This window comes from Planktothrix paucivesiculata PCC 9631 (assembly GCF_900009265.2).
Taxonomy (GTDB): Bacteria; Cyanobacteriota; Cyanobacteriia; order Cyanobacteriales; family Microcoleaceae; genus Planktothrix; species Planktothrix paucivesiculata.
Genome location: NZ_LR735026.1, coordinates 654,427 through 672,404 on the forward strand (window position 1 = coordinate 654,427; position 17,978 = coordinate 672,404).

Consider the following 17,978-nt stretch of genomic DNA (forward strand, 5'->3'; position numbering starts at 1 on the left):
CACTTTTTGGAGGGGCTAAAGCCCAATAACGAATAACAACTAATGTTTAATTTGTCGTTGCGATATCTTAAATTGAGAGGTAAATTTGAGAACCTTGGCTAGTTTTATGAACCTCAATTCTAGCTTGAAAAGATTCTTTTAAACTGGGAATATGGGTCACGGTGAGAATACAAGCAAAATCAGAAGCGATCGCATTAATTGCCGCAATTAAGCGATCGCAACCTTCAGCGTCTTGGGTTCCAAATCCCTCATCAATAATTAACATTTGTAGAGAAGTTCCCGCCCGTTGTGCTAATAATTTAGCTAGGGCTAAACGAATAGCAAAATTAATTCTAAAGGCTTCTCCCCCGGAATAGGTTTCATAAGAACGAGTTCCCCGCGCATCTGCTATTAAAATTTCTAAGGTTTCAATCATTTTAGCGGTATTTTTGGAGGATTTCCCCCCGCGCCCGCTAGTGCGTTGGGTAACAAATTGAACATGGAGTTGATTTGAAGATAATCGAGATAAAATTTGATTGGTTTCTGCTTCTAATTGGGGTAAAACATTCTCAATCATTAGGGCTTGAATCCCATTTTTACCAAAGGCTTTTGCTAATTCATCATAAACTCGATATTGACGGCGGGCGGTGTCTAATTGGGTTTTAAGTTCGATTTGTTGAGCGTTTAAATTGTCTAATTGAGTTTGTTGTTGTTGTAAACTTCCGAATTGACCTAAATGACTATCTAATTTTAGCTGTTGTTGTTGAATTAACTGCTCTAATTGTTTTAATGATTCTGTCGGGTCGGGAGTTTCTTTTAATTGCTGTTGTAAGATCTCAATTTGTCCTTGAATGGCTTGTAAATTTTTAACCCGTTCTTGGGTGATAGTTTCTAACTCTTGAAGGCGTTGTTGCAGGATGGGATATTGTTGTTTGGCTTGGTTTAATTGCTCGGTTCTAGTTAACCAAATTTGAGCTTGACGTAACTCCGCCCGGATACGATTATGCTCCTCTACATTATAACCCATTTGGCTAATTTTTTGTTCTAGGGTAATAATTTCTTGTTGTATTTCAGAATTATTTTTTTGTTCGGTTAAGGTTTGGGTTAAGGTTTGAATTTGGGTTTCTAATTCTGGTTTTTGAGTATTAATTTTCGTTAATTTATCTTGAGCATCTCGAATTTGACTATATTTAATTTCCGCCCAACGCCAGCGTTTTTCCTCATTCCTGGCTAACGCATGGCTTTGTTCGTTATAATTGAGTTGGCTTAATTTTTGTTCTAAATCCTGCAATTCCGTATATAAATCCGTTGCATAGTCACCCGTCTCTAAAATGGTTTGAACGGCTTTTTCTTCTAAAATTAATTGCTGTAATTGTTGTTCATCTTTATCTAAGGATTCTAACTGAGCTTGAATTTTTCCCCGTTGTTCTCGCAATTCTTCGTAGGGTAATAAATCTTCTTGAATTTGTCGATATTCCTCCTGTAATATTTTAAGTTCTCGATCCGCAACGACTAACTGTTCATGGATTATCCAAATTTGATTTCTGAATTCCTGTTGTTGATTTTGCTGTTTAGAAATCACTAAATTCCAGTGATGTTCGTCTAGGGGGCGATCGCATAATGGACAGGGGGGAAATTGCGATTGTAATAACGGTAATTCTTCGGTTTCGGATACTTCCGGTTCCGATTTTGATAACAGTTGAATTTTCTGATCCAGTTCCCCTAATTTTTCCTCATAATCCCGTTTAACTGTATTCAAACGGTCAATAAAACCATGGCGTTCTTGTCCTTTTTCTCTAACCCTGAGTTGATAAACTTTTTTCTTATCTAGTTCAATAATTTGATTAGCAATAGTTTGGGATTGTTGTTCTAATTGGGGGCGGTGATGGTTGAGAGTTCGTTGCAATTTTCCCACGGAGGTTTTTAATTCCTCTAACCGAGCTTGTTGACGAGATTGAGCCCGATCTAATTCCGTTTGTAGCCGTTGACGATGTTGTAAAATTGGGGTAACTTCTAATTGTAATTGATCAAACTGAGTTAAACGATTACGAGCGGTTTGTAACTGTTCTAATCCCGCTTCAATATCGGATTTTTGGCTTAAAATTTGTGAGTAATCCTGTTCCTGTTGGGTTAGGGCTTCTAAACGGGCTTGGAGTCCTTGAATTTGCTGTTGTAAGGTGTTTAGATGTTGGCGTTGTTGTTCTTGTAAGTGTTGGCGTTGTTGTTGGGAATCTTGATAGATTTTGAATTGAATTGATAGGGTTTCTTCTGTGGTTTGTAGGGTTTGAAAATTGGTATATCCGGTTTGAATTTCCGTTTCTTGTTTTAATACTGCTTCTAATTCTTGACTTTGCTGTTGAGTTGTAGTTAATTCCTGTTGTAATCTGCGATAATCTTGAGCAAAGCTTTGATGCTGTTGTTGTTGTCCTGTTAATAATTTTTCCCAAGCCTGACGGTGATGTTGTTGGGCTTGTAGCTGTTGATAGTGATCTCGGTCTTGAACTTGTTTTTCCTGAAGCTCATCAATTGTATTTTGTAGTTGAATAATATCTTGTTCCAGTTGACCTTTTTGGTCGATTTGGACTTGATTACTGGTTAAGGTTTGTTCTAGGATTTCGGCTTGGGATTTATAACTTTTGGCTAAGTCTTTGGCTTGATCAGATAAGGTATCATATTGATCTAGTTTTAATAAATTTGCCAGAATTTCTTTCCGTTCGGCGGGACGTTTAATCATGAATTCGTCCGCTTTTCCCTGACGCAAATAGGCGGAATTAGTAAAAGTATCATAATCTAGTTTTAAGTAGTCGATAATTTTCTGCTGGGTAGCAACTATTCCCTTTTCTGTGAGGGTGCGAAACTTGATTTGATCTAAATCTTCAATGTCTTGTAAAACAGTGGTTGATACTTGAAATTCTAAGGCTCCCGATTGACCACGGCGACGGTTACGAATTACCCGATATAAGTTTCCCTGACTAATAAATATAAAATCAACCTGGGTTTCTAATTCGCCCATATAGATAATATCATCCTTTGATTCTGCCCGACTCTCGCCCCAAATTGCCCAAGCCATTGCTTCTAATAAAGATGACTTTCCCGACCCGTTAGAACCGCAAATACAGGCGGTATGTAATCCACTAAAGTCTAGGGTGGCTTCTCGATAACTGAGGAAATTTTTTAGGGTCAGTTTTTGGGGAATCATAGGTTTTTAGAACGGGAAACAGGAGATTTTTTAGAGGTTGCTGTATTGTTCAATCTTATTTGAACCTAATTTGTGTTACTGGGACTACAACAAAAATATACAAGGCGTTAAACCCCGTATATTAATTCCGAATATCCTGAGCCATTAAATATATAGTCGTCCATTCCTGCTGAATTTGGCTGATTTTTAAGTTGAGGATTTTAGCAATAGTTTCTAAAGTTTCTCCGGCTTTTAATCGTTCAAGGATTTGACGTTGGTTATCGTTTAAACCTTGCCAAAATTCTTGCCATTGTTCAGAATTTAATCCTAAACGATGTTCGGATAAAGAGGTTCCTAACCAACTGGTAACTAATTCGGGATTTTGTTTTAAGGTAAAGTTTTTAATCGCATGGTAACTAACTTTTTCTCGCAGTCGATAGATTTGTTTAATGGGTAAATTTAACTTTTGAGCGATCGCTTCTTGAGATAATCCTTGTAAATAGAGTCGCAACCATTCCGCGGCCGTTGAATCTACATTTTTAATTAAATAGTCTTCAAATTCTGTTTGTACTTTTAACCTTTGGTTTTGTTGGGTTTGAAAATATTGTTCATCTTCGTATTGAATGATCGCTTGATTATCTAATAAACTAATGGTGTCTTCGGTTTCGTCTGAGAGAATTTCATCGGATAATTGCTTAATCCATTCTCCGGCGGGAACTTGGGTTAATCCTCCCCGTTGAGAACGACGTAAATAGTTGACAAATCGATAGACTAATAGGGGTTGATTCCGAATGGGACGCAGACAGTATTCTTCTACTGTTGTGAATAATAAAGCATTACTTAATTTGCGATCACTTGTACACTGAGAAATCCATTGGAGTTGTTGTTGTAAATAGCGATCGCTGTTCAACATTTCCTGTACCACTTCTTGTAAAACATCCACCACTTGGCGCTGGCGATCGCGACTCGTTGCCACCCAAAGACGAACTTTTTGGCGTAAGATCATTAAACTTCCTAATCGCTGCATTAAATTTCGATAGGCTTTTTCCGGCGGCGTATCTAAATAGCGCTGTTGCAAAATTCGATAGCGAAAGTTTAATCCTAATTTGATTCGTTCTTGTTGGTTAATAGGGAGGGAATCTAAGGTAGTAAAATGTTCTCCCAGTAACCAATTAATAATACTTTCTCGTTGATCTTGACTAGAGTTAGGATAGTCATTTTCCAGTTGGAAACGCCAGTGATTTGTCCAAGATTCTGCTAGGGTCATTTAAGGTTTTAAGGGGTCAGGAAGTTTTTAAGGGCTAAGGGTTTCACTATTTTATCCTAAATCTGGAAATCCGGTGAGCTATCTATAATTTTATCATATTTTAGGGGATAGTTTTCTTGAAGTTTATTATGAATTACTTCGACTAAATGCTGAGTTGCCATGTTTTTAAAATGATTTTTTTCAGGAATAATTTGCTCAATAATAGGGAGACTTTTTTCTCCTTTTCTGCCTAATAAAAAATAAGTATTCATCGCTCCTTTGCCTTTTACTGAAATTATCCCTCGTTTGAATATAACATATTGATCGGGTAAAAGATGGAAGGTATCTTCACTAATTTGAATCCGTCCTGCTAACCCGTGGGATTCCATTCGTGAGGCAATATTGACCGTATCTCCCCACAAATCATAGAGGAATTTTTTAATCCCAATCACTCCCGCAACGACGGGCCCACTATGGATTCCAATACGCAAACTCAATACTTGATTATGAATTTTATTAAATTCAATAATTTCCTTTTGCATATCTAAAGCCATTTCTGCGATCGCGATCGCATGATTGGAACAGGGATAGGGTAATCCGCCCACCACCATATAAGCATCACCAATAGTTTTAATTTTTTCTAAGCCATATTTTTCCGTTAATCGATCAAAAGCTGAGAATAATTCATTGAGTAAATTTACTAAAGCAATCGGACTTAAGGTAGATGAAATTTGTGTAAATCCGACAATATCGGCAAATAAAACCGTGACTTCAGAAAAATGTTCTGCGATAGTTTTTTGTTCTTTTTTTAGACGTTCTGCGATCGCTTCTGGCAGAATATTTAAAAGTAAACGTTCCGTTTGTTGTTGTTGATATTGGAGAGCAATTTCAGCCAATTTTCGTTTAATAAATTGACCGAGTTGACTGCCAATTGTGGTCATGGTTTGCATCAATTCAGGATCGGTAAAACAAATTTCTGTACCCCAAAATGTGATTACCCCTAAGACTTCTTTACCATCTTTAATCGGAAACCCAAAACCCGCGTGTAATCCCAGAATTTGGGCAATATTTTTTTGAGTCAATTGATCATTAACCATCACATCTTCGATCCAATGGGCAAAACCACTGTGCCAAATTTTACCCGGTAAACTCATATTAGAATCTAGGTTAATTTTTTGATAAAGTTCCTGAATTGCACAGAGATCAAAATCTGAGTTTATCCAGAGTTTAATACACTCTAGCTTAGGGTTAGTATAATTAACAGGAAAAGCATTAGTTTGAGTGAGTTTGTTCCCCAAAACTAAGGGTTCTTCCGAGAAATTTTCTAACATCCAAACCTCTCCTAAAACCCATCCCCAACTTTCACAAGTAGATTGTAAAATTTGTAATAAAGCCTCATGAATATTGGGGGCTTCAGACAGAATCCGAGAAATTTGATACTGGGTAAACATTCGTTGTTGAGCGCGTTTTCTGGCAGTAATATCCCGACCCACATAAATAAAGTCTAGGGAATCATCCGTATCAGTTGTTAGGGTCGATATGGAAAATTCTAGGATGATTTTACCGCCATGTTTCTTCTGACAGGTTAACTCCAAATTTTTAAATAAAAAGTCTTGTTTTTTCCGGCAAGATTCCTTTAAATATTCTTGCAAAAAAGTATCATCTTCCACAAAGGCGGAAAGGGAGTGATTAATTAAATCCGATTGACTATATTCTAATAGGGATAAAGTGGCGAGATTAATTTTTTGAATAATCCCCTGCTGATTCGTAACAATTAAAATATCCTCCATTGAGGTAATAATTCGATCAATATATTGTTGGGAATGGGAATAGGCATTTAACAGCAAACGGGATTCATTGGTTTCTTGAACTAAAGCCTGTTCTAGTTCCATTCGTTGTGTCACATCCTCAAAAAGTAACATTAATTCGGGGATATGTTCTCCTTGAATGGAAACACCTAGAAAGTAAATATTAAAATAAATTGATGTCGTTTCCTCAATTTGCCGACTCATGGCATTTAATTCAAAGTAATCTTGATGTCCTTGAATAATGGCATCAATAATATCCTCTGTTCCAATTAGTTCAGGAAAGTAATATTGTACATCTTCTCCTTGATTCAAACCTTCTGAACCTTCGATAAACCGCATTACTCCTTGAGAAAAATCTTCGATTTTTAGCTCTGAATTGATTACTAAAAAATCCATTTTTCGAGCTATTAAAAATTGTTTGAATAAATCGTTCATAATCCCTGAATTGATGATGTTTTTTCTGACCCTAGAATTAGAAAAAATGGTTAATAGATAGATGCAATTAAAACAAAAATCCGTTGATTATTAGGTGACAGATAATCGGGGATAGGCAACGGCTAACAGTTAGAAATTGAGTCATTTTTAGGATTCAGTTGATGAATGTCCCACGACTTACTGAGTAGCAATAAAAACAGAATTTCGTCCAGTTTTTTTGGCTTTATATAAAGCTTGATCAGCCTGAACAATCAGCATTTCAGGTGTCAGACTTTCAACGGGAATTAAACCTGCTACTCCAATACTAATTGTGATATAGTTGCTTACCTGTGATTTGAGATGCTGTAGTTCTAAGTCTTCAACGGCTTTCCGAACTTTTTCAGCTAGATGAACACAGCCATTAATATCCGTATTGGGTAAAATGATAGCAAATTCTTCCCCCCCATAACGAGCCACTAAATCGGTATTCCGTTGAATGACATTCTGTAAAACTTGAGCAACTTGTTGTAAGCAAACATCTCCAGCTAAATGTCCATAGTGATCATTATATTGTTTAAAATAATCAATATCTACTAAAAATAGGCAGAGGGGTATTCCTTCTCGTCTAGCGCGATTCCATTCATGCTCAAGTACCCGATCAAACTGACGACGATTTGCCAGTTTTGTCAATCCGTCCTCAATTGCTAATTGTTCTAATTCTTGATTGAGGATTTGTAATTGTTGATAAAGTTCAGCCTGTTGTAAGGCAATGGCGATTTGTAGGGCTAATTCTTCTAATAAGTTTATTTCCCCAACTTCCCAATGGCGAGGTTGCTGGCATTGATGGGCTATTAATAATCCCCAGAGTTGATTACTGGTATTAGACTGGGTTGAAACAGAAGAATCATAAATTATAATCGGGACTATTAAACTAGATTTTACTTTTAATTGAACTAAATAATCTAAATATTTAGAATTTGAAATCTTATATATATCATCAATAGCATCAATTTTACCTCCTTCAAAATAAGATAATAATAAAGAATTAAAATCTGGACTAAAAATCATGTTATCAATAGAACTAATCCAAGAGTTTGTTAAGGATTCAGCAATTATTTTTCCTTCTTCTAAAGAGTAAAATCGATAAATTAAAACTCGATCTGCTTTTAAAAAAGTCCGAACTTCATTCACGGTTGTTTCTAAAGTTTCTTGCAAACTTAAAGACTGGTGAATATGTTGTGTAATGGTTTTTAAAATCCGATCATGTTCCGCTTGTTGATGTAACTTAAATTCCACTTTTTTTTGTTCAGTCATATCCTGACCCATCCAAACGAATTCCTGGGAATCATTGGGATCAAAATTTAGGGCCGCACAGGAAAACGACGCAGGAAAATTGGTTCCTATTTTGGTCTGACAGATAACTTCAACGGGCATCAATAGATCAGAAGATAATAAAAATTGATTGACTTGGTTATAATTTTTAAGTTGATTATCCTTAAAAATAGTTAAAATAGATTGTTGGATTAATTCTGCTTCTGAATATTTTAATAAAACCGATGTAGCTTGATTGATAATTTTGATCATTCCTTGGTCATCTGTGACAATTAATATATTTGTCATAGAATTAATAATTTTATCTAAATAGATTTTAGTTTTTTCTAAAGCACTTAAGGCTAATCCATATTCCTTAGCAACTTGAGTAATTTTTTGTTCCTTTAAAATCCATTCTGTTGTATCTTCAAACACAATCAGTAGTTCTTCGGTTTCGCGAGAATCATCAGGATTTTTCAAAACATAAATATCAAAATAAATTATATGTTCCTGAGTGATTGTCCTAGAAATTCCTTTGAGTTCAAACTGATTGATTTGATTCAATAAAATTTTCTTAAAGGTTTCTTCTAATCCAATGAACTCAGGAAAAGCAATACAAACATCTTCTCCTAATTGCAATAGTTCTGGGGAATCTGCAAACCTGGCGACTCCCCAGGACGACTCTACAATAACTAACTCCAAATTAATGGTTAAATATTCAATTTTTTTCGGTGCTAAGATCTTTTTTAAAAGGTTATTCATAACTCATCCCAGAACAAAAAAAAACAAACTTAATCCTTTAACTATAGATAAATTTTTGAGATAACTCATAGAAAATTGTGTCTACATGATCTCCAGTTTTGGCGGAAGTTTGATGGCGGGACAAAATCTGATCATACTGCTTCAAATTAGGAGCTAGTTTGATTAGATGTTCAAGTTCTGTTGAGTCGATTAAATCAATTTTATTCAATGCTATCACTATACATCCTTTGGGATTGACCGAGAGAAATAAATCAATATGTTCCGGGAGTCTTTCTACGGTTTCCTGTCGGCTCACGTCCGCAACAATCACCACACCACTTGCTCCTTGTAAATAACTCGGTGCGATCGCTTTAAACTTAGTATGACCCTCAATATCCCAAATTAACAATTGTACAAATCCAGTCGTTTCTGAACTTGTTTCTGCCAAATCAACAGTTTTACGAGAAATTTTTACGCCAACGGTAGACAAATATTTATCGCTAAACTGTCTATCCACAAATCTGCGGATTAAACTGGTCTTTCCGACTCCGAAATCACCAACTAAGCAAATTTTTTTAGAAATCATGGTTTTGGGGGTTTATTCTGTTGAAACTGTAACGGTATTATCTCAAATAAAACCGTTTGACTCAACCAAAGTTCTTGATTTTGATCAACTCCCTCTGGGCGTTCAGTTTTGCCAACTGTTTCTATCCGGCGTCGATCAATTCCTAAATCCTCTAAAATATTTTGGATGGTTTGAGCCCGTTCTAAGGCTAATTTAGGGTGTTTGCGGGATTTTTCCTGTTCATGACTATAACCAATAATTCTTAATTTGAGATCGGGATATCGTTTTAAATATTGAGCCAGAGGGACAAGTTTACCTCGAATATCTTTTAAGACTAATTCCGCCGAACCAAAATTAAAATAAATTCTAGTAGGTATCGGTAGAGGTTGCACCGTTAGATTGGCCATCACTGAATCTACCCCTTCAATTTTCTTAAAAGCTTGGGTAATTTTTGGGATATCTTCAGACTGAATTACTTTTCCTATCAAATCGACTTGGGAATTTTGATAATTAGCAGAAATTGATATTCCACTAATCTGATTTACGATCATTTCCATTTGTTTAACTTCGGCAGCAACTTTGAGCGGATCGGGAGGAATTTTAACCGCAATAATTCGATTATTAATTTGAAAATTTGGAGCCGTTTGTTGGGCAATTTTTTCAACTTTATCTTTTAATCGAGCGTTGGGAACTTTCCCCTCTAATGCCAAGGTTTTATCCTGAGCTTTAACCTTTAAAGTATAAATTGATAACTCCGGTTCCGCTTCTAAAGCGGTGATTAATGTTGTTTCTAACTGACGCAAATTATGTTGTCGATATTGATAGATTCCCCAAGGAATTAGAATCAAACTCAAGACCACAGAACCCAAAATTAACAAAGTGGTTGGCTTGTGTTGATTATGCAAACGATCTACCACTCTCATTAAAGCCTCAAGCTGACTTATAACTCCTTCTGGGACGGAAGCGGGATCACCATCAAAGTCTTCAATCGGCTGACTATATTTCGTAATTAAATTTGCCATAGTTTGACGAATTTTTTTAATAAATGGTTTCGGAGGTTCTCCTTTGACCACCACCGCCAAATAACAATATCCGGCTACTTCTAGGATAATTTTACAATCCCCATATTCAATTTCATTCAGTTCGGAAACTTCCCCGGTTTGACTAATACAATCATTGACAAAACTCCGAATTGCTGTTAACATTCCAGCAACCATTTCCGCTTCCATTTGAGCTTGATCCGGTTGTTGAATTTCAGCAATAATTAAACCCGAACCTTTATGAATCAAAAACACCGCTTGTACCACAAAGTGTCTAACTTCTCTTAAAATAAGTTCCGCTTCCGATACCCCCTGAACTTTGGATTGAACTTTCCGTTGCAACCCTTGTACACTAAACGCTTGACCGACCTTTTCATTAATTTCTTGAATAGCCTCTGCTAAATAGCGGCTAATCGTACTCCCAATCACCGGATACAGTGCATCTACCATGGAATCTCGTTCTAAACTTACTTGTTCTTTAATGCTGCGTCCAATCGTCGGTGCTAAAGCTGCGGCGATTTCATTCCGATCAACTTTAATTTGTTCTCGAATGGCTGCCCCCATTTCTGGCCCCAAGGCTTGAGCAATTTCTTTAGGAGAATTTTTAATTTGTTGTCTAATGGCTTCGGGAATTAAATCAGCAATTGCCTCACTCATCGACTGTCTATCCGTTTGACCTTTGCCTTTAATTATCTGATCAATAATCGGAATAAAGGCTTGAATTAATTCTTCTTTGGACTCCGTAACTTTTAAATGCAAAAGTTGACCAATGGTGGGCAGTAAAAGTTCAATTAATTGTTCAGGATCATGAATTTGGAATTGAATTTGACTAAGTTTATCATTAATATTTTGGACTAATTCTCGAACTTCTGGTAGCTCAGAATTCAACAAATGGCTTTTAAAATTATCTAAGTCATCCCCCAAATTAGATCCAAATATTAATTCCTGTAATTGATCCAAAGGATCATTACCCCTGGGAACAGAATTGTTACTCTGAATAGTTGAAGATTGTGTGGATATAATGGGAGATTGTAATTGAGGTTTTGGGGCGAGATTTTTAGTTAAATCTTTTTCCAAATTAACGGAATCTAATTTTGAGTTAATATCGGTTTGCTCTAAGGGTAAAGGGGTACTAATATCCCCAATAATATCCTGATTTTTAGAAGTTTCTAATTTGGGTACGGGATTGCTAGAAATCCTCGGTACATCTTCTTCAATATTACTAACTGAATAATCAACATCCATCGCCCCAGAGGGCGGTTTTTCCAGTAAAGGTAGAAGTCGCAAAATCAGATCATCCTCTGATTTTGCCCTCCTCGCAGATCCGGTCTGAATCGAGGAAATCGGGTTAATAGACTCTATTTTAGAGGAAATATCATCGGCTGTTATTGCGTCAATACTGGGTTGATTTTCTAACGGTAAATCAGTAAGACTATGGGATTTTGAATGATCACTCGGTTGTTGATCTTCTGAAGTATTTAGAAAATTAAACTCAGAATAATCATCTTCTGAGTCTAAAGCAGGGACAAACTCGGCTTTATCATCATTAAAACCGTTTAAATCCATTAATAAATTCACCAACAATTCTAGGGGGTCACTCTCAACCTGATCCGATGGATTTTGTTGAGATGAACTCCCCTGTTCTTGATTGTGTGGACTTAAATTACCCTGAGAAAAGGTCATAGTTTGACCGAATTAATTATAGATGATGTTCTGGGAGGGCAAAACCCGAATTTTTTTCATCGGCTGCTTTTTTAATAGCCGGAACAAATTCAGTCCCCTTTAATCGCATCCCGACTTCAAACAGAACTTCCGCCATATCATCCCGGGAGACTTTGGCCTCTGTTAATAAAGTAAATCGACGTTCTAATTCTTCTAAGACTTGATTTTTCAGACTGCGAACTTCGTCTTGTAATTGATCACGAGTTTGTCCCAATTCTTCCCGCAAGGAATTGGTTTGACCATCTAAAGCCTCATCTAACGCCTCAATACTACTGGAAAATTTGCGATTAAGTCGATCAGTCTGTTGTCTTAAATCCGTTAACTCCTCCTGAGAATTTGAACTGAGGGTTTTAATTTTTTTGTCTAAATTCTCAACAACAGACTTGATTTCTGCGGTTAAAATAGTCTTGAGTTGTTCAACCCGATCCTGGGTATCTTCCTGTAAAACTAACAAGTCCGACTCGATCTTCTCAAACCTACTGTTATAGTCTCGCAGTTGCGATCCAAATATGATATCGCGAATTTGGTCAATATTGCCCAAACGCTCTCGCATTTCTTCTTTTGTGATTTCAGCCATTTTTACCTCCTGATCGATGCTCCTGGTACAAATGATTTGCCATGCAGGAATTATAGTTCGGTTTTGCTTGCAAGTTCGGCATTTCGCCCTAGAACTATATCAAACATTAGCCGAGATAACACTATAGCAGGGAATTAGGTATTGGCAAGATATTGCACGAAATTCGGCGAATTTCCGGCTAGAGTCGCCCCCGTTAAACCGGAGGTTTCCAAAGATATTCGGAAAGATTAATTTTACCCTGAGTGTTAAATTTGATCCCCTCGGATTCTAAGCGCGATCGCTGAAGATAGTCTGTACCTTTACGCCAGATCGAGTGAGAGATTTCTCCCTTAGCATTAATCACTCGATGCCAAGGAATATCGGTGGTTTCTAAGGGAATTTTATATAAAGCATAACCAACTAAACGAGCTTTTTGCCCCAAGTTAGCAAGTTCTGCAATCTGTCCATAGGTAGCAACTTTTCCCCTAGGAACTTGATAGACAACCTCATATATTTTATCATAAAGTGACATAAAAAACAAGATTAAATTGATCAAAAAAACATTTTTTTAAGTTATAGATAATTGGGAGGATACGACTAAATTATCCCGATGAATTACCGTATCTGCTCCCTCATAACCCAAAATTTCAGGAATTTTATCCGAATGTAAACCTTTTATTTTTTGCAATTCTCCTTGGCTATAATTAACTAATCCGCGAGCAATTTCCTGTCCGTCTAAATTACAAATTTGGACAGAATCTTGAAGATTAAATCCGCCTTCAACTTCAGTAATTCCCGCCGCTAATAGGGATTTTCCGCCTTGAGAAATTGCTCGAACTGCCCCGGCATCTAAATATATTTTTCCCATGGGAACTAATACATTTGCAATCCAATGTTTTCGAGCGTTAACGGGTCGATTTTGGGGTTCAAATTGCGTGCCAATTGCTTCCCCTTGCAGAATTCTTTCTAAATTTTGAGGGAATTTTCCCTCAGTTATTACTGTTCTCACCCCCGATCCCGTGGCAATTCTTGCCGCTTCAATCTTAGTAATCATACCTCCGGTGCCCCACCCACTGCGAGAATCTCCCGTTTTAACTTGAAATTCTTCTAGTTGTTCCATATTAGTTACTAAACTAATTGGTTGTGCGTTAGGATTTTCCCGAGGATCGGCTGAATATAATCGATCTACATCGGTTAATAAAAATAACCAATCCGCTTCCACTAAACTCGCAACTAAGGCCGAAAGCGTATCATTATCCCCAAATTTTAATTCATCTACCGCCACGGTATCATTTTCATTGACAATCGGAATTACTCCTAATTTTAAAAGTTGTTGAAAGGTATTATAAACATTCACATAACCATTGCGTTGTACTAAGTCTCCTCTAGTTAGTAAAACCTGAGCAATTGGTTGTTTTAAGGTACTAAATAAATCATCATAAACCCGCATCAAACGACCTTGACCGACGGCGGCTACCGCCTGTTTTAAAGCAATGGTGCGGGGACGTTCAGTTAATCCTAAGCGATCGCGTCCTACCCCCACCGCCCCCGAAGATACTAAAACCACTCGATAACCCTGGTTTTGCAGTCCGGTCAACGTTTCTACTAATGTGGCTAAAGTCGATAGGGCTAAATGTCCAGTCGCCGACTGGGTTAAACTCGATGTACCAATTTTAACAACAATAGTTTGAGACATAATCAGTTATCAGTTATCAGTTTTTTAGAGATTGTAGAGATATTGCCGTTAACCAAGAGATTAAGATTTTTTTTGGTAAATTACGCTATATCAGTATATCATTTATGCCAATATTATTAACTCTCAAACTATGGCAATTATTAAATCTCGCCTGCTTCTTTCCCTCTCCCTCTTAACTACCCTAATTTCGCTTTCTTTGCCTGTTAAGGCTGACTCCACCGCCGACCTAATGGTATTGTACAATTGCGGTGAATTCAAGATTGAGGTGTGGCAGAAAAAAAATTCTGGGCAACTAATCTATCGTTCTACCAGTTCCGCCGGAAACATCAACCTCACAGGAGGGAAACAAGAAAATACTGAAGGAGTGCGCGTCTATAAATTCCGCAGTGGCGATAATGAATATTGGGTATGGCAAGGAACTCTTGATAATCCCGATACGGGGACTCTGGAGGTTTATAAAAATGGTCGTCAAGTGATGCAGCGTACTTGCTCCCCAGCCTAGCGCATTCAGTCGCTCCCGGTAAAAAATCGTTTGATAATGACTTGTATGTATCTGTCTGAAGGGGTTTATTGTTCTACTGCTTAAGTTTGACAGGTTGTCTTTTGACAAACTAATCTTGAGGTTAAAAAATTAATATTGGATTGTATTCAAACCGATTTTTTTAGTGAACTAAAATTCAATGAATTGCCAATTTAATTTTAAACAAAAACAGACTATTGTGATCGGGTTTTCTCTGCTTTTGGGAACAGTTTTGAGCAGTTTAACAGGATGGGGTCTATCATCTGTTGAAGCCCATGAATCACAACAGAATACATCTTCACCCCAGCATAAAATGCTTGCGATTCCAACGGGTCAACCGATTCCCTCGGTGGATTTAGTTGTCCATCCCGATACCCGTCAAGGATGGAATTTAGAGTTAAAACTGACTAATTTTAAATTAACACCAGAAAAAGCCAATCAACCCAGCGACTGCTATCAAGAAGGACACGCTCACCTTTATATCAATGGCAAGAAAGTTACCCGAATTTATGGGAATTGGTATTATCTTGCAGAACTTCCCCCAGGACGTCATCAAGTTCGGGTTAGTTTAAATGGAAATGGTCATGAAACCTTCAGGGTTGAGAATCAAGAAATCGGGGATACAGAAATTATTGAAGTTAAGTAATCTCACTAGGGTTGAGGGTTAACAGTTAACTGCGAACCCTCAAAATCCCCTGGCTGTTTTTAGTCCGTCAGAGCAGAAGACCGACGGCGACGACGACGAATAATCGGCTCACCCGGTTGATGGTTTGTATCTGATTCTAAGTCGGAGGAATCCTCGGAGAGTGACTCATCCTGGGTTTGCGGTACAAAAAATTCTACTGTTGTTTCAGGTTCTTCTATTTCCGCCGTTTCTAATATCTCCGGTGTTTCTATTATCTCCGGTGTTTCTATTATTTCTGGTATTTCCAGTATTTCGGGTATTTCTATTTCCGGTATTGCCAGTATTTCTGGTTTTTTGGGTTCAAGAATAATCCGCTCCGAAATTGACCGTTCAGGAATTACCCGCTCAGGAATGGTTCGGTCAAGAATAATCCGCTCGGAAACTGACCGTTCAGGAATTACCCGCTCAGGAATCGGCCGCTCACCGAAACCAATCGAAAGGGGAAGATTTTCGGCTTCCTCCGAGTCTTCATCCATCAGAGTCGTGGGAGAAACGGGGGATTCCCCAGGAGAGCGAACCGTGACAATCACAGAGCGAGAATTTTTTACGGATTCATGGGATAGCATTAACGGAGAAATCCCCATCAACGCATAGACTTCCTGTTCTTCCTGTGTCATTTCCACCGAAATTACCTCGGGCGGTTCCACCATCGGTTTAATAATTTCGGACTTGGTTGGGCGACTGCGTTCACTCAGTCCACTACGGCCAGAGAACCCTTCACTAAACCCAACATCCGTCCGAGGTTCGCCATAGTTAACGGTTGGAGTCACCCGAACAGAAGCGCGGGGAGATTCCTCATCTCGCGTGATAGAATCCATATCCCGAATCCGACGGCGACGGCGACGGGCGTTACTGGCGCCAATATCCTGATAACTGGGATGGTTGAGCAGTTCTAACTCTTGAAAACCCTCAGAAGCCTCAAAATCTACAACTTCCGGTTCTTCCCGGGAAGACGGCTGTTCATAAACGGGAACCGGACGTAAACTGGGCCGTTCGGAGGTTTCACTACTACTGGGGGGCGTAATAATCCGATTAGTGGGAATAACGACCCGTTCTGGGGTTTCCGCGGGTTCGGGTTCGGGTTCTCCGGGTAACTGAACGATATGGCCTAAGCCGCCGCAGGTGCTACAGGTTTTACCAAACAACTCATAGATATTTTGGCCCTGGCGTTTGCGGGTTAATTCCACTAACCCTAATTCCGATAATTGAGCAATTTGGGGTCGGGCTTTATCGGCTTTCAGGACTTTATTAAAATGTTCCAAGACCTGTAATTGGTCTCGGCGGGAATCCATATCAATGAAGTCCACAATAATCACCCCAGCAATATTGCGTAACCGCAACTGACGGGCGATTTCGGTGGCGGCTTCGCAATTTGTCCATAACACCGTCTCCCGGGATGTGGCCGAACGGGTAAAGGAGCCAGAGTTGACATCAATTACGGTTAGGGCTTCCGTCGGTTCAATCACAATATAACCGCCCGAAGGTAAATCCACCCTCGGCCTTAGGGCCTCTCGAATGGCGGCATTAGCCCGGAAATACTCTAAAATCGGAATCCGTTCTCGGTGGTGGTCAATTAACACGCCTTGGGGAGCCTTGCCCACACTCCAACTCATCAAATGTTGTTTGACCCGCTTCACCCCGGTGCTGGTATCGACCACAATTCGGTTGACTTCGGTGCTGTACATATCCCGCAGCACCCGTTGAATAAAATCATTATCTCGATTTAACAAGGCTGGAGGCCGGGAGGATTGGGCTTCCTGTTGCACCAATTCCCATTGCTTTTGTAGACTTTCCAAATCTTCTAAAATCGCGTCCTCGGGCATATCTTCCGCTTCTGTGCGGACTAATAATCCCATGCCGGCGGGTTTAATTAGAATAGCTAAAGCCCTTAAACGGTTCCGTTCATTTTCCGAGCGAATGCGGCGGGATAAATTCACCCCTCTGCCATAGGGCATTAAGACCAAATACCGCCCGGGTAAGGAAATATTTCCGGTTAACCGGGGGCCTTTGGTTCCGGTGGGTTCCTTCATCACCTGCACCAGCACTTTTTGCTGGGGGCTTAATAGTTCGGTAATCGAACCGGAACTGCGTTTTAATCTTAATGGCCCGAGGTCGGAAACATGGATAAATCCATTCCGTTCTGGGTCTCCAATATTGACAAAGGCGGCATCAATTCCTGGTAGGACATTTTCCACGATACCCAGATAAATATCACTCACTTGGTGATTTCCGGTCGCTACCACCAGTTCTTGAATTTGATCTTCCGAAAAAACAGCAGCGATTCGTTGCTGTTCTGCGATAATAATTTGCTTTGACATTCAGTTCCCTCAAAACTTAGCAATATTGAAAGCACCTACGCTGCGTGTACCTAGCAATATTGACGTGATTAATAAATTCATTAATGCGAATTTTCGCGCCATTAGGAAGACACCAAAGACACACCAAGCCAATAGGCAAAACGTCCCCAGACCCACCCTACAACGAGGGCAAGGAAATCAGGTTTTGATCGTTTAAAAT

General features: G+C 38.7%; 12 protein-coding genes. 2 read left to right on the forward strand and 10 right to left on the reverse strand.

Going from position 1 to position 17,978, the window contains the following annotated elements; genetic code table 11:
- Positions 1–67: 67 nt before the first annotated feature.
- From PL9631_RS23480 to proB, 9 genes are all read right to left on the reverse strand, one after another.
- Positions 68–3,178 (reverse strand): AAA family ATPase, encoded by a 3,111-nt coding sequence (locus tag PL9631_RS23480; protein WP_083624133.1) that lies wholly within the window; start codon positions 3,176–3,178, stop codon positions 68–70.
- 121 nt (positions 3,179–3,299) lie between these two features.
- On the reverse strand, positions 3,300–4,424 hold the full coding sequence (locus tag PL9631_RS23485) for a HetZ-related protein 2 (protein WP_083624134.1): 1,125 nt from the start codon (positions 4,422–4,424) through the stop codon (positions 3,300–3,302).
- 56 nt (positions 4,425–4,480) lie between these two features.
- Positions 4,481–6,646: an adenylate/guanylate cyclase domain-containing protein gene (locus PL9631_RS23490; protein WP_083624136.1), complete on the reverse strand. Its 2,166-nt coding sequence runs from the start codon at positions 6,644–6,646 to the stop codon at positions 4,481–4,483.
- A gap of 177 nt (positions 6,647–6,823) precedes the next feature.
- A complete protein-coding gene (locus PL9631_RS23495; protein WP_083624138.1) occupies positions 6,824–8,698 on the reverse strand; it encodes a sensor domain-containing diguanylate cyclase in 1,875 nt (624 codons plus the stop codon).
- A 37-nt stretch (positions 8,699–8,735) separates the two neighbouring features.
- Positions 8,736–9,263, reverse strand: coding sequence for a Rab family GTPase (locus PL9631_RS23500; RefSeq protein WP_083624139.1), 528 nt, complete (start codon positions 9,261–9,263; stop codon positions 8,736–8,738).
- Complete coding sequence (locus PL9631_RS23505) at positions 9,260–11,965, reverse strand: OmpA family protein (RefSeq protein ID WP_083624141.1); 2,706 nt, start codon at positions 11,963–11,965, stop codon at positions 9,260–9,262. Before PL9631_RS23505 ends, PL9631_RS23500 begins: the two co-directional genes overlap by 4 nt.
- A 16-nt stretch (positions 11,966–11,981) precedes the next feature.
- Positions 11,982–12,581: a hypothetical protein gene (locus PL9631_RS23510; protein WP_083624143.1), complete on the reverse strand. Its 600-nt coding sequence runs from the start codon at positions 12,579–12,581 to the stop codon at positions 11,982–11,984.
- A gap of 193 nt (positions 12,582–12,774) precedes the next feature.
- Positions 12,775–13,092, reverse strand: coding sequence for an MGMT family protein (locus PL9631_RS23515; RefSeq protein WP_083624145.1), 318 nt, complete (start codon positions 13,090–13,092; stop codon positions 12,775–12,777).
- A 36-nt stretch (positions 13,093–13,128) separates the two neighbouring features.
- The gene (proB, locus tag PL9631_RS23520) at positions 13,129–14,256 is read right to left on the reverse strand and encodes a glutamate 5-kinase (protein ID WP_083624146.1); all 1,128 of its coding nucleotides are present in this window, start codon (positions 14,254–14,256) and stop codon (positions 13,129–13,131) included.
- 130 nt (positions 14,257–14,386) lie between these two features.
- Here proB and PL9631_RS23525 point away from each other — a divergent pair, with 130 nt between their 5' ends.
- Positions 14,387–14,758 carry a hypothetical protein gene (locus tag PL9631_RS23525; RefSeq protein ID WP_083624148.1) on the forward strand — a complete coding sequence of 124 codons (372 nt, stop codon included), beginning with the start codon at positions 14,387–14,389 and terminating at the stop codon, positions 14,756–14,758.
- Positions 14,759–15,008: 250 nt separating this feature from the next.
- Positions 15,009–15,422 (forward strand): hypothetical protein, encoded by a 414-nt coding sequence (locus PL9631_RS23530; RefSeq protein ID WP_231516832.1) that lies wholly within the window; start codon positions 15,009–15,011, stop codon positions 15,420–15,422.
- A gap of 59 nt (positions 15,423–15,481) precedes the next feature.
- On the opposite strand, the gene PL9631_RS23535 is transcribed toward PL9631_RS23530, so the two are convergent.
- Complete coding sequence (locus PL9631_RS23535) at positions 15,482–17,779, reverse strand: Rne/Rng family ribonuclease (protein WP_083624153.1); 2,298 nt, start codon at positions 17,777–17,779, stop codon at positions 15,482–15,484.
- Between the last annotated feature and the right edge of the window lie 199 nt (positions 17,780–17,978).